The sequence below is a fragment of the Companilactobacillus sp. FL22-1 genome (assembly GCF_043951805.1).
Classification (GTDB): Bacteria; Bacillota; Bacilli; order Lactobacillales; family Lactobacillaceae; genus Companilactobacillus.
In genome coordinates this window covers 16,219-33,929 of record NZ_JBINJY010000009.1, presented here as the reverse complement: position 1 = coordinate 33,929, position 17,711 = coordinate 16,219, and the positions used below count along the sequence as shown (strand labels likewise).

General features: G+C 37.8%; 14 protein-coding genes and 1 pseudogene. 6 read left to right on the top strand and 9 right to left on the bottom strand.

Translation table 11 applies throughout. From position 1 onward, the window contains the following. Positions 1-57: 57 nt before the first annotated feature. The 4 genes from gltX to ACG72T_RS08570 are packed head-to-tail and all read right to left on the bottom strand — an operon-like array spanning position 58 to position 4,821. Positions 58-1,554 (bottom strand): glutamate--tRNA ligase, encoded by a 1,497-nt coding sequence (gene gltX / locus ACG72T_RS08585; RefSeq protein WP_395265798.1) that lies wholly within the window; start codon positions 1,552-1,554, stop codon positions 58-60. Then, the gene (locus ACG72T_RS08580; RefSeq protein ID WP_395265797.1) at positions 1,535-2,830 is read right to left on the bottom strand and encodes a PIN/TRAM domain-containing protein; all 1,296 of its coding nucleotides are present in this window, start codon (positions 2,828-2,830) and stop codon (positions 1,535-1,537) included. Before ACG72T_RS08580 ends, gltX begins: the two co-directional genes overlap by 20 nt. A gap of 14 nt (positions 2,831-2,844) precedes the next feature. Beyond that, the gene (gene radA, locus ACG72T_RS08575; protein WP_395265796.1) at positions 2,845-4,218 is read right to left on the bottom strand and encodes a DNA repair protein RadA; all 1,374 of its coding nucleotides are present in this window, start codon (positions 4,216-4,218) and stop codon (positions 2,845-2,847) included. 18 nt (positions 4,219-4,236) lie between these two features. Beyond that, on the bottom strand, positions 4,237-4,821 hold the full coding sequence (locus ACG72T_RS08570) for a dUTP diphosphatase (protein ID WP_395265903.1): 585 nt from the start codon (positions 4,819-4,821) through the stop codon (positions 4,237-4,239). Between the two features lie 90 nt (positions 4,822-4,911). Between ACG72T_RS08570 and ACG72T_RS08565 the strand changes: the two genes are divergently transcribed. From ACG72T_RS08565 to ACG72T_RS08545, 5 genes and pseudogenes are all read left to right on the top strand, one after another. Continuing rightward, positions 4,912-5,214 (top strand): GNAT family N-acetyltransferase, encoded by a 303-nt coding sequence (locus ACG72T_RS08565; protein WP_395265795.1) that lies wholly within the window; start codon positions 4,912-4,914, stop codon positions 5,212-5,214. Next, positions 5,215-5,904, top strand: coding sequence for a ribose-5-phosphate isomerase RpiA (gene rpiA / locus ACG72T_RS08560; protein WP_395265794.1), 690 nt, complete (start codon positions 5,215-5,217; stop codon positions 5,902-5,904). It begins immediately after the preceding gene. Between the two features lie 15 nt (positions 5,905-5,919). Continuing rightward, positions 5,920-7,263, top strand: a complete 1,344-nt coding sequence (locus ACG72T_RS08555) for an aminopeptidase C (RefSeq protein ID WP_395265793.1) — start codon at positions 5,920-5,922, stop codon at positions 7,261-7,263. Between the two features lie 225 nt (positions 7,264-7,488). Further along, a complete protein-coding gene (locus ACG72T_RS08550; RefSeq protein ID WP_395265792.1) occupies positions 7,489-9,912 on the top strand; it encodes a Xaa-Pro dipeptidyl-peptidase in 2,424 nt (807 codons plus the stop codon). A gap of 124 nt (positions 9,913-10,036) precedes the next feature. Continuing rightward, positions 10,037-12,121: pseudogene (locus ACG72T_RS08545) on the top strand (KUP/HAK/KT family potassium transporter). A 65-nt stretch (positions 12,122-12,186) separates the two neighbouring features. On the opposite strand, the gene ACG72T_RS08540 reads toward ACG72T_RS08545, so the two are convergent. Then, positions 12,187-12,708, bottom strand: coding sequence for a hypothetical protein (locus ACG72T_RS08540; protein WP_395265791.1), 522 nt, complete (start codon positions 12,706-12,708; stop codon positions 12,187-12,189). A 240-nt stretch (positions 12,709-12,948) separates the two neighbouring features. Between ACG72T_RS08540 and ACG72T_RS08535 the strand changes: the two genes are divergently transcribed. Further along, positions 12,949-13,224: a hypothetical protein gene (locus tag ACG72T_RS08535; RefSeq protein WP_395265790.1), complete on the top strand. Its 276-nt coding sequence runs from the start codon at positions 12,949-12,951 to the stop codon at positions 13,222-13,224. 45 nt (positions 13,225-13,269) lie between these two features. On the opposite strand, the gene ACG72T_RS08530 is transcribed toward ACG72T_RS08535, so the two are convergent. The 4 genes from ACG72T_RS08530 to ACG72T_RS08515 form a co-directional block, all read right to left on the bottom strand. Then, the gene (locus tag ACG72T_RS08530; protein ID WP_395265789.1) at positions 13,270-14,073 is read right to left on the bottom strand and encodes an HAD family hydrolase; all 804 of its coding nucleotides are present in this window, start codon (positions 14,071-14,073) and stop codon (positions 13,270-13,272) included. 788 nt (positions 14,074-14,861) lie between these two features. Further along, positions 14,862-15,719, bottom strand: a complete 858-nt coding sequence (locus ACG72T_RS08525) for a GRP family sugar transporter (RefSeq protein WP_395265787.1) — start codon at positions 15,717-15,719, stop codon at positions 14,862-14,864. 310 nt (positions 15,720-16,029) lie between these two features. Continuing rightward, the gene (locus ACG72T_RS08520) at positions 16,030-16,704 is read right to left on the bottom strand and encodes a 2,3-diphosphoglycerate-dependent phosphoglycerate mutase (RefSeq protein WP_395265786.1); all 675 of its coding nucleotides are present in this window, start codon (positions 16,702-16,704) and stop codon (positions 16,030-16,032) included. Positions 16,705-16,768: 64 nt separating this feature from the next. Continuing rightward, on the bottom strand, positions 16,769-17,647 hold the full coding sequence (locus tag ACG72T_RS08515) for a cation diffusion facilitator family transporter (protein WP_395265785.1): 879 nt from the start codon (positions 17,645-17,647) through the stop codon (positions 16,769-16,771). Positions 17,648-17,711 lie beyond the last annotated feature (64 nt).

The following is a 17,711-nucleotide window of genomic DNA, read 5'->3' as shown; positions in this document are numbered from 1 at the left end:
GTTGGAGGCAAACTAAGTTTTCCTTCAACCTCTTTTAACTTTTATTTTTATTTGAGCCTATTTCATTTCTTTCAAAGTCTTGTCGATGTTTGCCAAGGCTTTTTCTTTACCAAACAATTCAATTGTTTCAGCAATTGCTGGACCATGCATAGTTCTAGTTGTGGCAATACGGGCAGGCATATAAAGCTTTCTACCTTTGACACCAGTATCAGCACGAACTGATTGGATCGCAGCCATAATTTGTGAAGCAGTGAAACGGTCAAGTTTTTCTAACTTACCTTTCAAGTCTTCGATAGCTGTTCTGGAATCGTCATCTGTTAATTCTTTTTGTTCATCATCCGTCAAGTGTTCTGGCTGATTGAAGAAAATATCTGACAATTCAACGATCTGTTGTGTATAACTCATTTGTGGCATGTATAGTTCTGTCAAATGACGAACCCATTGGATCTCATCAGTTGAAGGGTTAGCCTCGATTCGTTTTGCTTCAATCAAGTTGTTCAAAACCAAGTCAGTGATTTCGCTAACGTCAGCGGATTTGACATATTGGTTGTTGACCCATTCAAGTTTCTTTTGATCAAACTTAGCAGGTGACTTGCTCAAACGATGTTCATCAAAGATCTTGATAAATTGTTTTCTTGTAAAGAGTTCATCTTCACCAACTGGTGACCAGCCAAGTAATGTAATGAAGTTAAACATAGCTTCTGGCAAGTAACCTAGTTCACGATATTGTTCGATGAATTGGAGAATTGATTCGTCACGTTTACTTAACTTCTTACCAGTTTCAGTATTGATGATCAGTGTCATATGACCGAACTTAGGAGCTTCCCAACCAAGTGCTTCGTAAATCATCAATTGTTTTGGTGTGTTAGCAACGTGGTCATCACCACGAAGAACATGTGAGATTTCCATCAAATGGTCATCAATAACAACGGCAAAGTTGTAAGTTGGCATACCATCACGCTTTTGGATAACCCAATCGCCACCGATAGTATCTGAACCAATGGAAACTTTACCCTTTACGATATCGTCCCATTCGTAGTTCTTACCAACTGGCACGTGGAATCTGACAACTGGTTGTAAACCAGCATCTTCAGCTTCCTTGATTTTGGCAGCTTTTTCTTCTTCAGACATACCTTCGAATTCATATTCGTAATGAGGCATTTGTCCGTGAGCTTCCTGATCTTCACGCATCTTTGTTAGTTGTTCTTCAGTCAGATATGATTTGTAAGCTAAACCTTTTTCGAGTAACTCATCAATATACTTTTGGTAGATATCTTTTCTTTCTGATTGACGATAAGGACCATAGTCACCACCGACATCTGGACCTTCGTCCCAATCAACGCCGAGCCACTTTAAGTTTTCTAGTTGACTCTTTGTTCCACCTTCGACGTTACGCTTTGTATCAGTATCTTCAATTCTAATTACGAATGTTCCCTTGTGGCTACGTGCAAACAAGTAGTTGAAGATAGCTGTTCTAGCATTACCAATGTGTAAATGTCCTGTTGGACTTGGTGCATATCTTACTCGAATTTTATTATCTGACTTTTTTGCCATTTTTTTGTTCTCCCCTTTTGTTTCTTGAGTTGTTTTTATTCGAATTCCGGTTACCATTGTTGCGGTTACGGTTGTTATTGCGGCCATTGTTGCTGTTTCCGCTGTTGTTACTGTTATGGTTTGTTGAATTCTCCTTGGCACTACTCTTTTCCTGGATACCATGCATTGAATGCTTAGGCTTTGCAAAAATCATTTTACCAGCATCAGTTTGCAATGCACTAGTTACGATAACTTCGATGTCCTTGTTAATGAAGTATTTACCTTCTTCAACAACGACCATCGTACCGTCTTCTAGGTATGCAACACCTTGCTCTCTTTCAGTACCCTCTTTAATAACTTTAACAGTCATCGTTTCTCCTGGCAAAACCATTGGTTTCAAAACTTTGGCTAACTCGTTAATGTTAAGTACTTGAACATTTTGAAATTCACTTACCTTACTTAAATTATAATCATTTGTGATGACAGCACCACCGATTTCTTTGGCTAATTTAAGTAATTTCATGTCTACTTCTGGAATATTATCATAATCTCTAGTTGTTGTTTCATAGCGAATCGTCTGATCCATCTTGATTTCATTCAAAATATCTAGTCCACGACGACCACGCTCACGTTTTTGATTATCACTTGAATCCGAGATCAATTGCAATTCGTGCACCACAAAATCTGGAATCATTAATTTTCCTTCAAGAAAACCAGTCTGAGCTAATTGATGAATCCGGCCATCAATAATAACTGAAGTATCAAGAATCTTGTAAGGATAAAAATCCTTCTTGGCTGATCTACGAGTAACTTGACCTTCAGAAGCTATTTCATCGCTCTTTGATTCTGACTTACTTGCATTGCTACGCTTTGAAAGTGAAAAATTACTCCAATCGCTTCGGCGGCTAGTTCCCATTCGAAAACCGATCCAACCGAAAACAATCATCAAGATGACGGGAATAACATTAGAAAACATGTTGTGCATCATATAAAACGGAATCGAGATAATATTAGCTAATACCAATCCTCCAATCAGAAAGACTGAACCATAAATGATCCATCCTGGTGATCTCGAATTAAGATAACGTTCGATCTGCTTATTTAAATCTAAAATTGGTTTAACAAATAAAAACGACACGAAATAAAAAATGATACATCCAATAAGTCCGTCAAAATAGTTGTTATTGATAAAGGCAATTCCTGTTAAACCTGATAATTCCCACAAAATTGGTAAAACGGTAATCCCAACCGCAATACCTAAGAGTGCGAAAATAATATTAATTACAATCTTTCGCATAAAAACCTCCTCATTTAAAAAATCTTATTCATTGCATCTAAAACTGTGCTGACACCGATTATTTTAATCTTATTATTTTTGGACCAATCACCCAAATTATTTTTAGGAATAAAGATTCGTTTGAAGCCTAATTTTTCAGCTTCATTAACTCTTTGGTCGATACGATTGACTCTTCTGACCTCACCAGTTAAGCCAACTTCACCGACAAAACAATCTGTTCCAGCAATACCAGTATTTTTGTAGCTTGAAGCAATCGACATTGCTAATGCTAAATCAATTGCCGGCTCGTCTAATTTTACACCACCGGTTGATTTCAAATAAGCATCTTGATTCTGCAACATCAAATTGCCTCTTTTTTCCAAAACCGCCATGATCACGGAGACACGATTATGATCTAGGCCAGTAGCGGTCCGCTTCGCATTACCAAAAATCGTCGGCGTGATCAATGACTGAATCTCAACTAAAATCGGTCTAGTACCTTCCATTGAAACGACAACGGCTGAACCATTGGCATCCACCAGCCGTTCCTCTAAGAAAATCTCTGATGGATTAGCAACTTCTACCAAACCTTTAGTCCGCATCTCAAAGATACCAATCTCATTAGTTGATCCAAAACGATTTTTAACCGAACGTAAAATTCGATAACTATGGTGAGTGTCCCCTTCAAAGTATAGAACAGTATCCACCATATGTTCCAAAATTTTTGGACCAGCAATTGCTCCACCTTTAGTCACATGACCAACGACAAAAACCGTGATATTTTGTTGCTTGGCGATGTTCATCAATTCAGCAGTAACCTCACGAATCTGAGAAATACTACCAACTGCTGAGGTGATTTCTGGTTCATCCATTGTTTGAACTGAGTCGATGATCAAATAATTGGGCTTCATTTCATCTATCGTCTGGCGAATGTAACTCATGTCTGTCTGTGGATACAAGTACAAGTTATCACCAGTGATACCTAAGCGATCTGCCCGCATCTTGATCTGAGAAGCACTCTCTTCACCAGAAACATAGAGCACCTTACTACCATCTTTGGCCAACTGACCGGATACTTGCGTCAGTAAAGTAGACTTTCCAATTCCCGGGTCCCCACCGATTAAAATCAGTGAACCAGGGACGATTCCTCCACCTAACACACGGTTCAATTCACCTAAATCAGTCTTAACACGAGGCTCCTTTTCAAATGAAACTTCGCCCAACTTAACTGGTTTAGCCTCTAGATCACTGACCCGTCGACTAGGAGTTGCACTAGCTTTAATGGCTTCTGGACGGTCAACTTCTTCAACCATCTGATTCCAGACACCACAATTAGGACAACGTCCCAAATACTTAGGTGAAACGTAGCCACAATTTTGACATACAAATTTTGTTTTAGCTTTTGCCAATTAAACAGTTCCTTTCTATTATATTCCTGAAGAACCAAATCCTCCATGACGTTTCGTTAATCCGCCTTCATCATCATCAGTTGTTAAGTATTTCAAGAAAATACCTTGAGCTAAACGTTCGCCCTTCTTAACTTTGTAATCGACAGGGAAGAAATTGATCAACTGCACAAATAACTCGCCCTCATTACCATCATTATTATAATAGTCAGCGTCAACTACTCCAATACCATTCGGGATCGATAAACCACGCTTTAGTGGATTGCTTGAACGACTAGCAATGATCAAAACTTCATCCGATTGCATAAAGGCCTTGATACCAGTCGGTACTAATACTGGCTTAATTGATTTCTGAACTTCTGCAATTTTATCGTCGTCCATTTTGCCTTTATTCAAAATAAATTTCAAAACATTGAGCACACCGAATTTCCAAATGGAAGGGACCACGAAATCTTCAGCACTTTCAATATCATAGCCAGCCGCATTTTTAGTTTGACGAATTGGTAAATTGATTCCTTTATCCTCGTATTTTTTTACAATTTCAAATCCACGTTTTTTAGTCAAATCGAAAACTCCTTCAGCATTAGATAAGTAAAATGATAGCATTTTAGACGCTATAAAACTATTCATTCCACTGACTTTCTTCTTATAATAGGGTAGTATAAGATTAAAATAAAAAAGCAGGAGGTAATTTTTATGGAATTAAAACATGAGGATGGCCGTTTCTTTTATGAAGAAAACGACAAATTAGTCGGTGAGATCACTTATTCCAAAGTGAAAGATGGTGTTATCTCGCTTGACCATACTTATGTCGATGATGTTTATCGTGGACAAGGCATCGCCGGTAAACTGTTGAATGCAGCTTTAGACTTTGCCGACTTGAAAGGTCTCAAGATCGTGCCAGTATGCGAATATGCTAAAGCAGCCTTTGAAAGAGACCCTAAAATCAGGTTTTTATTGACTGAAAATTACCAAGAATTGCTCAAGGGGGAAAAGTAATTGGATCAAAATGAATTGAAACAAGCGGTTGGTATTAAATCAGTCGACTTTATCCAAAGTGACTCAGTCGTAGGCCTTGGTACTGGCTCAACGGTTTATTATATGATTGAGGAATTAGGTAAAAGATACCAAGCAGGACAAATCAAAAATATCGTTGCCGTAACGACTTCATCACGTTCAGAAAAGCAAGCACAGTCGCTAGGCATCCCTACTAAAAATTTAAACGATGTTGATCATATTGATCTAACGATTGACGGTGCTGATCAAATCGACAAAAATTATCAAGGTATCAAAGGTGGCGGTGCAGCACACTTATTGGAAAAGATGGTTGCCATCAACTCCACCAAGAATATTTGGATCGTCGATCAATCTAAATTAGCTGACAGTCTGGGAAGTTTTCCTTTGCCACTTGAAGTGATTCCGTTCGGTTGCGAAAAAACTTTCACAGACTTGCAAAGAGAAAATCTTCAACCAGAATTTCGTTTGGACGATAATGGTGAACGTGTCTTGACGCACAATAAAAATTACGTCATTGATTTAAAGATGGGTGAAATCAAACATCCTCACCTACTAGCCGATTGGTTAGATCATCAGGTCGGAATTGTTGCACACGGCCTATTTCTTGATATAGTTAATACTATTATCGTCGGTTACCCAGATGGACCAAAAGTAATCGATAATATCAGATAGAGGAGAATATATTGTATGACAAAAGAAATTACTTCACAAGAATTAGATAACTTTAAAACTGCATTCGAAAACACACCTGGCTCTTCGGCTATTAAAAACGCTGTAGCCAACAATGGTCTATTTAAATCAAGTGAAACTATTGCTTCTAAAGTAGCGATGGACCCAACTTTTTCAGTTGAAATCGATACTGGTAGCGTAGCCGATCAAAAGCAATCAGGACTTTGCTGGGTCTTTGCAGCCTTAAATACGATGAGACACCCTCTTCAAAAGGAATTTAAGATCAAGGGCTTTGAATTGTCACAAGGCTACATGCTCTTTTGGGACAAACTAGAGAAATCAAATTATTTCTTTGAAAATGTTATTAACACAGCAGCATTGCCAACTGGCGACCGTAAAGTTGACTTCCTAATGGCAACCCCTCAACAAGACGGTGGTCAATGGGATATGGTCATGGCTCTAGTTCAAAAATATGGTGTCGTTCCTAAGGCCGTTATGCCAGATACATTCAGTCGTACAAACTCCTCTGAACTCAATAACGTCCTCAATAAGAAATTACGTAAAGACGCTATCATCTTGCGTGACTTAGTCAACAACAATAAATCTGAGGAAGATATTGAACGTAAGAAAAATGAATTACTAAGTGAAATTTACAAGATCCTAGTTTATACAGTTGGTGTTCCACCTACTAAATTCGACTGGGCTTATCGTGATGACGACAAGAACTATCACAAAGAAACTGGTATCACACCACAAGAATTCTTTAAGAAATATGTTGGCTGGGACCTAGATAGCTATATCTCAACTATCAATGCTCCAACTGCTGATAAGCCATACAATCACGTTTATACAGTTGAAATGTTAGGAAACGTTGTCGGCGGCCGCCAAGTTCGTCACCTAAACCTTGAAATCAATGACTTCAAGAAATTAGCTGTCAAACAACTACAAGCCGGCGAAACAGTTTGGTTCGGTAGTGATGTTGGCCAAAGTTCTGACCGTAAGATCGGTATTATGGATACTAACATTTATGACCTCGAAGGCCTCTTGAACACTGACCTCAAGATGACCAAAGCCCAACGCCTTGATTACATTGAAAGTATGATGACCCACGCAATGGTCATTACCGGTGTTGATCTCGATGAAAACGGCAATCCATTGAAGTGGAAAGTTGAAAATTCATGGGGTGAAAAAGTCGGTACCAAAGGTTACTTCGTCATGAGCGATTCATGGTTCAACGAATTCGTTTATCAACTAGTTATCAACAAGAAGTACTTACCAGAAGATCTCAAAGAAACCTTCGATAAAGAATCAAAAGATCCAAAAGTCTTAGCACCATGGGACCCAATGGGAGCACTTGCATAATCAGAGAGCGGAAGACGACGCTTAGATTTCGAGCATTTGCCTAATCTCACGAATTATACTCGCCTTTTTAATTTTATTAACTCTCATGTACCACAAACACAATACAAGAAGTCTGGTTCTCCAAGTTAGCGTACGCTAAACGAGTTATCAGGCTTCTTTTATATACGTGGAAATAATCACTCCCATTGCACTATAATATAGCCAACATGAAAGGAAGTTCTTTGTATGAAAAATAATCAATTTGCGATTCGTCCAACAGATTTTGATACTCAAATAAAAGAGTTGCGAGAAATTGGTTTTCTCGATAAAGACAATGAAGCTGAAACTAATCCGATCCAAGTTTGGATCAGTTTCCTCAGCAAGAGTTTCTTAGAAGACAAAACCTCTTCGACTTTTGACGAAGCCTTGAAAACGTACATGGCTACTACTGATCAAAACTTGAGCGACTATCTTGATTCTGCTAGCCAAGTATCCGTAACGGCGTTTTATAACGTTGCGTTACAGCTTTTGAAATTCAATCCCGACGTTGATTTCACGTTTGATGATCCAATTTCGGCCATGAAAAAAATTCAATTGATGATTGCTGACCATAACGGTGACTTCTTTACAGTTGATGAATTAAAATCAGCTTGGTATTGGCTGTTAGCAACTCACAATAAAGTTGGCCAAACCTATATTGATTTTTTGGCAGCCAAAGGCTATTTCACAAAGTTTTATGGCAAGGTTTCCCATCCACTGCTCTTCAATGGTAAAACTTTACCTGTTTTCGATCCTCACAAATTGATTCGTGAAGTCGTTTATGTTGAATCTCCACAAGACAGTGATCATGATGGCAAACGAGACCTCTTAAAAGCCGAGATCTTGCGTCCTTACGAAACTGAAAACGGATTGAAAGTTCCCGTGCTTTACACTGCTAGTCCATATAATCAAGGGACTAATGATGAGACTGGCGAAAAGTTGACTCACAATGTGAATGTTCCACTGACACGCAAAGAACCAAACCAACTTCAGTACTCAGATATCGAATTCAAAGATAAGGCAGCTGAGATTCTAGAACCTCGAACGGTCAATGGTGAAACCAAAAAAGCTGAACAAAGCTTTTCACGCGAAAGTTCTTACACTCTTAACGATTATTTCTTAGCCCGCGGATTTGCCGTAGTTTATATGGCAGGTATTGGAACCAAAGATTCTGACGGTTTCAGAACGACTGGTGATCCCGAAGAGACTACTTCTACCGTTGCCATCATCAAATGGTTAACTGGTCAATTACCTGCCTTCACTAATCGCACTGATAACATTGAAATCAAAGCTTGGTGGTCGAATAAAAAAGTTGCCATGACTGGCCGCTCTTACTTAGGTACTTTAGCTACTGCAGCCGCAACTACCGGTGTGGATGGTTTAAAGACAGTTATTTCAGAAGCCGCTATCTCAAGTTGGTATGACTACTATCGTGATGGTGGCTTAGTAATAGCCCCAGGAGGATTTCCAGGTGAAGATGCCGATGTATTAGCTGAAGAGACTTTCAGTCGGCGACTACAGCCAGGTGATTTTCACCAAATCAAATCCCAATGGGACAAACAAATCGACCAAATTGAAACTGGTCAAGATCGTACCACCGGAGACTACAATCGTTTTTGGGACGCCCGCAACTATCATAAAAACTTCAAAAATATTAAAGCTGATGTTTTCATGGTACACGGTCTCAACGATTGGAATGTTAAGCCTAGAAATGTGGAAAGACTTTGGAATGGAATCAAGGATAACGGCGTTACGCAGAAATTGATTCTTCACCAAGGACAACACATTTATATCAATGCCTTTCGTTCAATCGACTATAACGATATTATCAATCTTTGGTTAACTTATGAACTATTAGGAGTAGACAATCAGGCAAAGGAAATCATCCCTAATGTCATCATTCAAGACAACACTAAGACAGAAAATTGGACTGCCAAAAAAGACTGGTCTAATGCAGATAATCAACAAGTTAAGTACAACTTATCGAATGATAAATTAACTACATCACCAGTTACTGAAGCAACTCAAAGTTTTGATGATCAATTACCTCAAATTGACTTTGACAATTATGCCAAGCATAACGCCACATGGGAAAATGACTTAATTGCCGGCGACGCTAAACTAGCCGGACATCACTTAACTTATCAAACAGAGCCACTCAAAAATGATTTGATTATTGATGGCAAGGCCAGAGTCAACTTGAAGGTATCGTCAAGTCAGGATATTGGTCTATTGAGTTTTCAATTGATTGATTATGGAAAAGCAAAACGCCTCACTGTTTCTCCAACTCTCCTTTCAAAAAATAGTTTAGCCGGAACTTATGATTGGCGTGAAGATGATTTACGTGAATTTACTTCTGCTGCCAGCTCACCTTTTAAAATGATAACTAAAGGTCATCTCAATCTCCAAAACCGTGAAAACAATTATAAAGTGGATGAACTAGAACCAAATGTCTTCTATAATCTTGATGTAGAGTTACAGCCCACTTATTACAAATTGTTAAGTGGTCACCGTTTGGGATTAATTGTATATGCAACTGACTTTGGAATGACCGTACGTGGAAACCAAAATATTAAATACACAGTTCAAGCAAATGAATCAGCTCTGTTAGTTCCTATTAATCCAAATTAATACCAACTACTTCAAACAGCTGACGACTATGCGATAAATCACTATACCAAAATAATGTGGTTTCATACTATCAATTTGAATGTTATAATCGCGGTTGAACTGTTTATTTTTTGGAGATTATTATATGGAAAAGACACAACTAAATTCATTAAAGAATAACCCCCATTCAAAGAAAAGCATTGCTGGATTCTTAATTGCATTGGGAATTGTTTATGGGGATATTGGTACATCGCCTCTATACGTTATGCACTCTTTAATGGTTGGTAACGGTGGACTAGAGAAGATGTCCACTGATTTTATTCTTGGCAGTGTTTCCTTAATTTTTTGGACACTGACTTTAGTAACGACAATTAAATATGTTTTGATCGCTTTGCGAGCTGATAACCGCGGTGAAGGTGGTATTTTTGCCCTCTACACCTTGGTTAGAAAACGTGCAAAATGGCTCATTATTCCAGCTATGATCGGTGGGGCAACCTTTTTAGCTGATGGTATGATGACACCTGCGGTTACTGTTACAGCCGCCATTGAAGGTTTAAAAGGAATTGCCTTTAATAATACGGTATTGATCAGTACTCAGAATCAAGTAATTATCGTGACACTGATCATTCTATCGACACTCTTCTTTATCCAAAGATTCGGAACGCAATTGATCGGTCGTGCTTTTGGACCAATCATGTTAGTCTGGTTTGCTTTCTTAGGCTTAATGGGTATCATGAACCTTTCACATGATTGGACTATGTTAAGAGCTTTGAATCCATACTATGCTTTTGAACTATTACGTAGTCCTATTAACATCAGAGGAGTTTTCATCCTTGGTAGTATCTTCCTGGCCACTACTGGTGCGGAAGCTCTCTATTAAGATATGGGACACGTGGGCCGTCCTAATATTTATACTAGTTGGCCCTTCGTCAAAATTTGTCTATTACTCAGCTACTTAGGACAAGCTACTTGGATTTTAAGCGTTAAAGATAATCACGCCTTGCAAAATATGGGTTCAGCCATGAATCCGTTCTATCAATCGATTCCAGCTGACTTTAGACTGTTTGGAATTTTCTTATCGGCAATGGCTGCTATTATCGCTTCTCAGGCCTTAATTTCTGGTTCCTATACACTTGTCTCTGAAGCAACTAAATTACGTATCTTCCCAAGATTAAAGACTTTTTACCCTACTAATTTCAAAGGTCAGTTATATATTCCAACAGTTAACTCAATTATCTGGGTCGTTTGTTTATTCATTGTTTTCTATTTCAAAACTTCAGAAAATATGTCTAATGCTTACGGTCTTGAAATCACCATCACCATGTTGATGACAACTATCCTGTTACATCAATGGTTATTGATGTAACGAGCTAACCGAGTCTTTACCACAGTAATCATCAGTTTCTTCTTTATCATCGAAAGTATCTTCTTTGTAACCAACAGTAGTAAGTTCATCCATGGTGCTTACATTACGATGTTCATCGCTGCTTTACTTATCTTGGTTATGTTCGTTTGGAGATATGGTGAACGTCTCAAAGATGACAATACTTATCGGAGTCACTTCGTGTCACTCTTAGCTTTTAAACATCAATTGAATGATCTTCGTAAGGACCCAAGCTATCCACTTTACACAACCAACTTGGTTTACTTAACTAAGATCCACGATGGCTATCGCATCAAGAAAAATATTCTTTATTCTATTCTTGATAAACGGCCCAAACGAGCTCAAGTCTATTGGTTCGTAACTGTTAACGTTACTGATGAACCTTATACAGCTGCTTACAGTGTGGAAACTTTTGATACTGATTATATGGTCAGTGTACAACTATACTTAGGCTTTAGAGTTGATCAAAAGGTTAATGTTTATTTGCGGCAAGTGGTCAACGATATGATGTCTAACGGCGAAATCAAACCACAGCCACAGAAATATACTACGATTCCTGATCGTGATGTCGGCGACTTCTCATTCGTAATTATCAAAGAAGTCCTCTCTCCAGATACCAAAATCAGCAACTTGAAGAAGAGTGTCATTCACATGCGCTTCTTCCTCCAGAAATTTATTTCACCTGCCAACTGGTTCGGTTTATCATACAGTGATGTAGTCGAAGAACGAGTGCCATTGGTACTTGGAAAAGTTTCACTCAATCGTTTACGTCTAGTCAGAAAAGATCGTTCAGCTTTGAAAGATATTAAAGTTGACGAAGAAATTGATGACGATGACGAAGATTAACTAGTCTACTAAAAATTATTTTAAAAAAATTAAAGCCATCTGATTTCAAAATCAGATGGCTTTTTTTATACTTGTAAAATTTGAACAGTTTTTTGATTAAGTTTTGAAGTAATAAAGTCCACTACCCACTCAACATCCTTTTGAGGGGCTCCAGACTTTAACAAGTTCCACGATACGTCCAAAGCAACATCATGACCGTCATCGAGTTTCAGCAGGATATAATGTGGCGTCCAGAGGTCATTTTTCTTAGAAAGGACTAAGGAATAAGATAAGATATTTTCAAAATTGACAGATTTTTGTTTTTGGGCAAAAGGAAAGAAAATCGACTTGATCCGCTTAGACCAGGTACTGTAATCATAATAAGATATTGCCCCGTTGTTGACCTTCCACCAACCGTAAAGACTTGGCAGATAGCGCGGATAAATCAAACCGCTCAGAATCAAAAAAGCTGTCTCACCCCAAATGATACCAGCTGCAATATCCTGTCTAAAAACAATAAAAATGAACACTCCAATTGCGGCACCGAAGACCAAACTATTGAATAATGGTTTCCCACTTAATTTTCTGGCAAAGCTTTTTTCGATCATACACAATCGCCACCTTCTGATAGCCAAAATATTATAAAATTAATATTTTTTCGCACTAAAGTTATCGTATTTACAAAATTAAGGCAACGAAGTAGCTCAAGTTTGACGATTCGTCAGGATTAAGGCTTACCAATTTTATTCCCATACGGCATTAAATATAATTTGCATTAATCAATAATTTTAATATTACTGATGACTAAATTTTATTAGAAAGAAGATCGTATTATTATGTTTACATATATGGAAATCGCAGACAAAGATTATACAATCTTCAAAGGTTATGTCATTTATAAAATAGTTGCCGATAAATTGTCCATGACAAAAGTCAGAGGCATGCACGTTTTACAACATATCGACATTCCATTCGCTAAAATCACAAATTTAATCGTTGAAGATTATTATGGAACTGATTGCGTCAGTTTCACTTATCAAGATAAAAAATATTCCTTTATCTATACTGGATATGGCGAAAGTCAATCGCTAATTCACCAATTATACAAAGCTCTCAAAGCTTAGTATTAAAAAAACACTGAGAATATCAGTGTTTTTTTAGTTGATAAATTATTGCAAATATTGTTGAATCCCGTAAGCCACACCATCAGTATCATTATCTCTTGTAATATATTTTGCATAATCCTTTACTCCTGGCAAAGCATTGTCCATCACGATCGGCGTTCCGACTTGTTGGAGCATCACTAAATCATTGTACCCATCGCCAAAAGCCGCCATTTCGCTTTTACGGAGTTTTTCTAAATCTTGAATATATTTGATACCGATAGACTTTTTAGCCGCATGACTGGTAATTTCCAAGTAATTTTCGGCTGACTGGGTGACAGATAAACAATCAGGATTTAAGCCACTGAGTTTTTCATTTAGAGCTTTCATTTCTGTTAAATCAAAGGAAATCAACATGATTTTGTAAATTTCGAGGTCTGGTTGTTTTAATAATGAAACAAAATTAGTCAAAGTTGGATGGTATCCCCCTACTTTAGCCTCATATTCTACTCCCTGATCGATTTTTTCGACTAACCAATGATCTCGATCATAAAGTGAACAACTAACGTCTGGAAACTCTTTTTGCAACGTCAACAAGACTTGCTCTAAGTTAGCTAGATCAATAGTTGATTTCTGCAACACTTTTAAGCCTTGATCCAAAGGTTGAAAAATCAACCCGCCGTTAAAAGCTATTTGTGGTTCTGTTAACTCAAGCTTATCAATCGTTTCCACCATTTCCATTGGTGATCGTGCTGAAACTAATGTAAACGGAATTTGGCTTTCTTTAATTACTTTGACATTATTTTCACTAATTTTACAATTGCTTTGTAAAAGTGTTCCATCCATGTCTGAAAAAATATGCTTAATCATGTTGGTTTCCTTTTCTTTCTTGGATTTGTTGATTAGTAGGTTGGTTGGGTGTTGGGTTCACTGCCGGCTTCCGTTCGGCTCTGAGGGGTCTGGAACGCCATGGGCATCGCTTTGAACCAATTGAAATGCACAATTGTTTCAAAGTCGAGCCTTGTTCTAAGTGTGCTTCGCCCACTAAGAACAATTTCATGGCTTAGACCCCTCAGAGCTCTCACTACAGCCTAGGTTGTTAAAACATATTTGGATATCCCTCAAGTGAACAAGTTCAAGAGATAAATCCAGTTCAAAGGCAAAGAATAAGGTCAAAAACTTAAAAGCCTAAAAGCAAAACGAACTGAGGTTTTTAATAACTACTAATGTATTGAATTGATATGAATATATCAGTTCAATACATTTTTTTGTCTTATCCTCTATCTTTTACCCTTAAGCACCGAGTTTTTTCAGCTTCCACTCCTACTAAGCACAATCAAAAATGTAGAGTTCTCATATATATCACTAACAAATAAACTATGCAGTAACTCTAGTCAGGAGCGGAAGTTCTGGGGGATATCAGTGGTGAAATTTTACTTAATTGGCGGTTTTTGCCAATTTAGTAAAAGGTCGAGCTTGAAGACCGTCAGCTTGCTGAGGGGCTCCAAGTCGGCCCACCACGTTCCATATCCCCCAGAACTGGAGCGGATGACGGCAGTGAACCAATACCACTCCAAAAATCATCACCAATAAATTATAAATGAAAACGTTTAACAAAAACAACCAAAAAAAGTACAACCCCTTTTGGATTGTACTCCTTATGCAAATGAAGTTGCGACACTACCCACAACAATCAAAATAATTCCTAAAATTGTAAAGGTTAATTCGCGGTGGCTCTTTTGTTCATGAAGTACAAAAATACCACCAAATGTTCCAATCACAACGTTTAATTGTGTCCAGATGAATGCTGATGTATTACCGTTGGCTTTGGCTGAGAAAATGTAAGCAAAGGCTGCAATTCCCCAAGCAACTCCGGCAATAATATTTTGATATTGTTGTTTTTCTTTAAAGGAATTCTTATCAGTAAATAAGGCGTAGATAATTGATCCTAATAAGATACCTAACATTTCTGGCAAGAATATTCCGGTAGGACTTTCTGCCTTAACGATAGGCATATTTGGAAATGATGAATAGATCCAAAATCCTACTGTAGTACATAGTAGGAACAAGGCATCCCTTAGTTGCATCTTTTGACCAGAGGCATTGTCACTAACTGAAGTTAACAAAGCTCCGATAACTACGATGGCTAAAGCGATGAAACCAACGATTTTAGCATGAACTCCGGCCCAATCACCAAAAATCAAAACACCGATGATTGAATTACCAACGAGCTGAAATACGGTTGAAAGTGGAACTGTTCCGGAAACACCGATTCGTTTGAAAGAAATAAATTGACCAATTTGGCCGATCGTCCACAAGGAACCACAGAGAACTGAGAACCAAAATGCTTGAGCACTAACACTTGGTTGTGTTATTAAAAATGAGATTAAACCGACAATAGTTGCTCCCGCACCGATACCAAACATTTGGTTGACTGGTGAACCGCCGACTTTACCAGTAATGATTGGCATGAAACCCCAACCTAGGGCTGGAATTAAAGCAATTAAAATATTCATTATGAAGCTCCTTCTGTATTAAATAAATCTGAGTAATAATTTTTAACGTGGCATGTTTGATTTATCTATAAAACTGAATGTTTTTCTTAAAATAAACTCTTTTTGCTATGCATTTACGAACATTATTACAATAAATTATCTAAATAAGCATTTTTGGCATGAAAATGTCGTCGCTTATCTAGACCATTTTAATAGTTTAACTCATTCTGAATAAAATGGAAGCATTTTCTTTCAAAAAACGAAAAAAAATGAAAGTGCATTCAAAATTTTCCTTAATCTGAACGTTACTTTCATTTTCTTACAAAATTATTTATTTTTTTCCGCGATTACTATTAACTATTTGAAGTTTCTGATCGAACTCATAAATAATTGGTTTGCCATTAGCTACTTCAACGCCATCGATGTCTTTATCACTGATTCCTTCGATGTACTTGATCAAAGCACGGATAGTGCTGCCATGAGCTACGATCAATTGATTCTTGCCATCCAGCAAACCTGGTGCCACGTGATCAACATAATATGGAACAATTCTTTGATATGCTTGATAGAGACTTTCAGCAAGTGGCATGATATCGGCATCAAAATACTTGTAAGGGCCAATATTGCCATCGGCTTGAGGCAACTTAGGTGGGACTGAATAGAAGCTTCGCCGCCATTGATGAACTTGTTCCGCTCCAAATTCACGTCTAGTTGCATCTTTATTTTGTCCCCGCAATGCTCCGTAATGACGTTCATTCAAACGCCAAGTTTTGGTGACTGGCAAATAATTTAAATGCAGATCATCTTGAATTATATAAGCTGTGATAATAGCTCGTTTCAATACTGACGTATGGACATGATCAAAATAGAAACCTTTTAATTTTTCGGCGGCCAAATGGGCTTGTACTACTCCTTGCTGAGTTAAACCCACGTCGTTCCAGCCTGTATATTGATTCAAAGCATTAGCAATACTTTCCCCATGTCTGACCATGACAAGTTTTACCATCTTACAACATTCCCAACTTTCATAAAGACTTACCTATTAATCTTAGCACAATTGCAGTGTCATATTAATCTATCAGTGAATTATCCAAACCTCGAGAACACTCTGCCTGTAGGGTGACATGACTAATATTGAATTTATCTTTCAACAATTTATCAGCTTGATCATACAAGCCATCTAACTCGATCATATTACAATTACTTTTGACGTTAATATGAGCATCCAACATGATATGGTTTTCATCGATCATCCAAACATGGACGTGATGAACTTTGACAATTTCGGGAATAGTTAGGATTTCAGCCTGTACGGCGTCCAGATCGATTTTTGGGCTGGCTTCCATCAAGATATTAACTGTTTCAGAAACGACCGTGTAAGCCTCTTTTAAAAGCCAAATGGCAATAACAATTGTAATTAGTGGATCGATCCAATTCCAATTGAAGAGAATCACAAAGATTGAGGCCACAAAAACGCCAACTGATGACAAGGCATCGGTCATCATATGTAGAAAGGTCGCTTTGATATTTAAGTTGTGTTTTGAACCTGTCATCAACAATAACATGGAAACAAAGTTAGCTACTAATCCGACCAAAGACACGATCATCATCAGTCCACCATTGATATGCTGGGGCTGAGACAAGCGCCGAAATGATTCCACTACCATCATCAAAGTAATGACGACTAAAACGATTGAATTAACGAAAGCTGCCAATATCTCAGCCCGTTTGTATCCAAAGGTTTTCTTAGTATTATTTTTACGTCGACCAATTACATTGGCCACATAAGAAATTATGATTGAAAGTGAATCTTCTAAATTATGAAAAGCATCGGAGATCAATCCCAGACTACCTGAGAAAAACCCACCAATAAATTCAATAATGGTAATCAAGACATTCAGTATGGTGATATAGAAGAAACGTCTACCAGTAACTTTTTCACGTTCCATAACACCACCTCCTCAAGGACTATCATACCAATCTTTACTGAAAAATAAAAAAAGATGGAGCTTT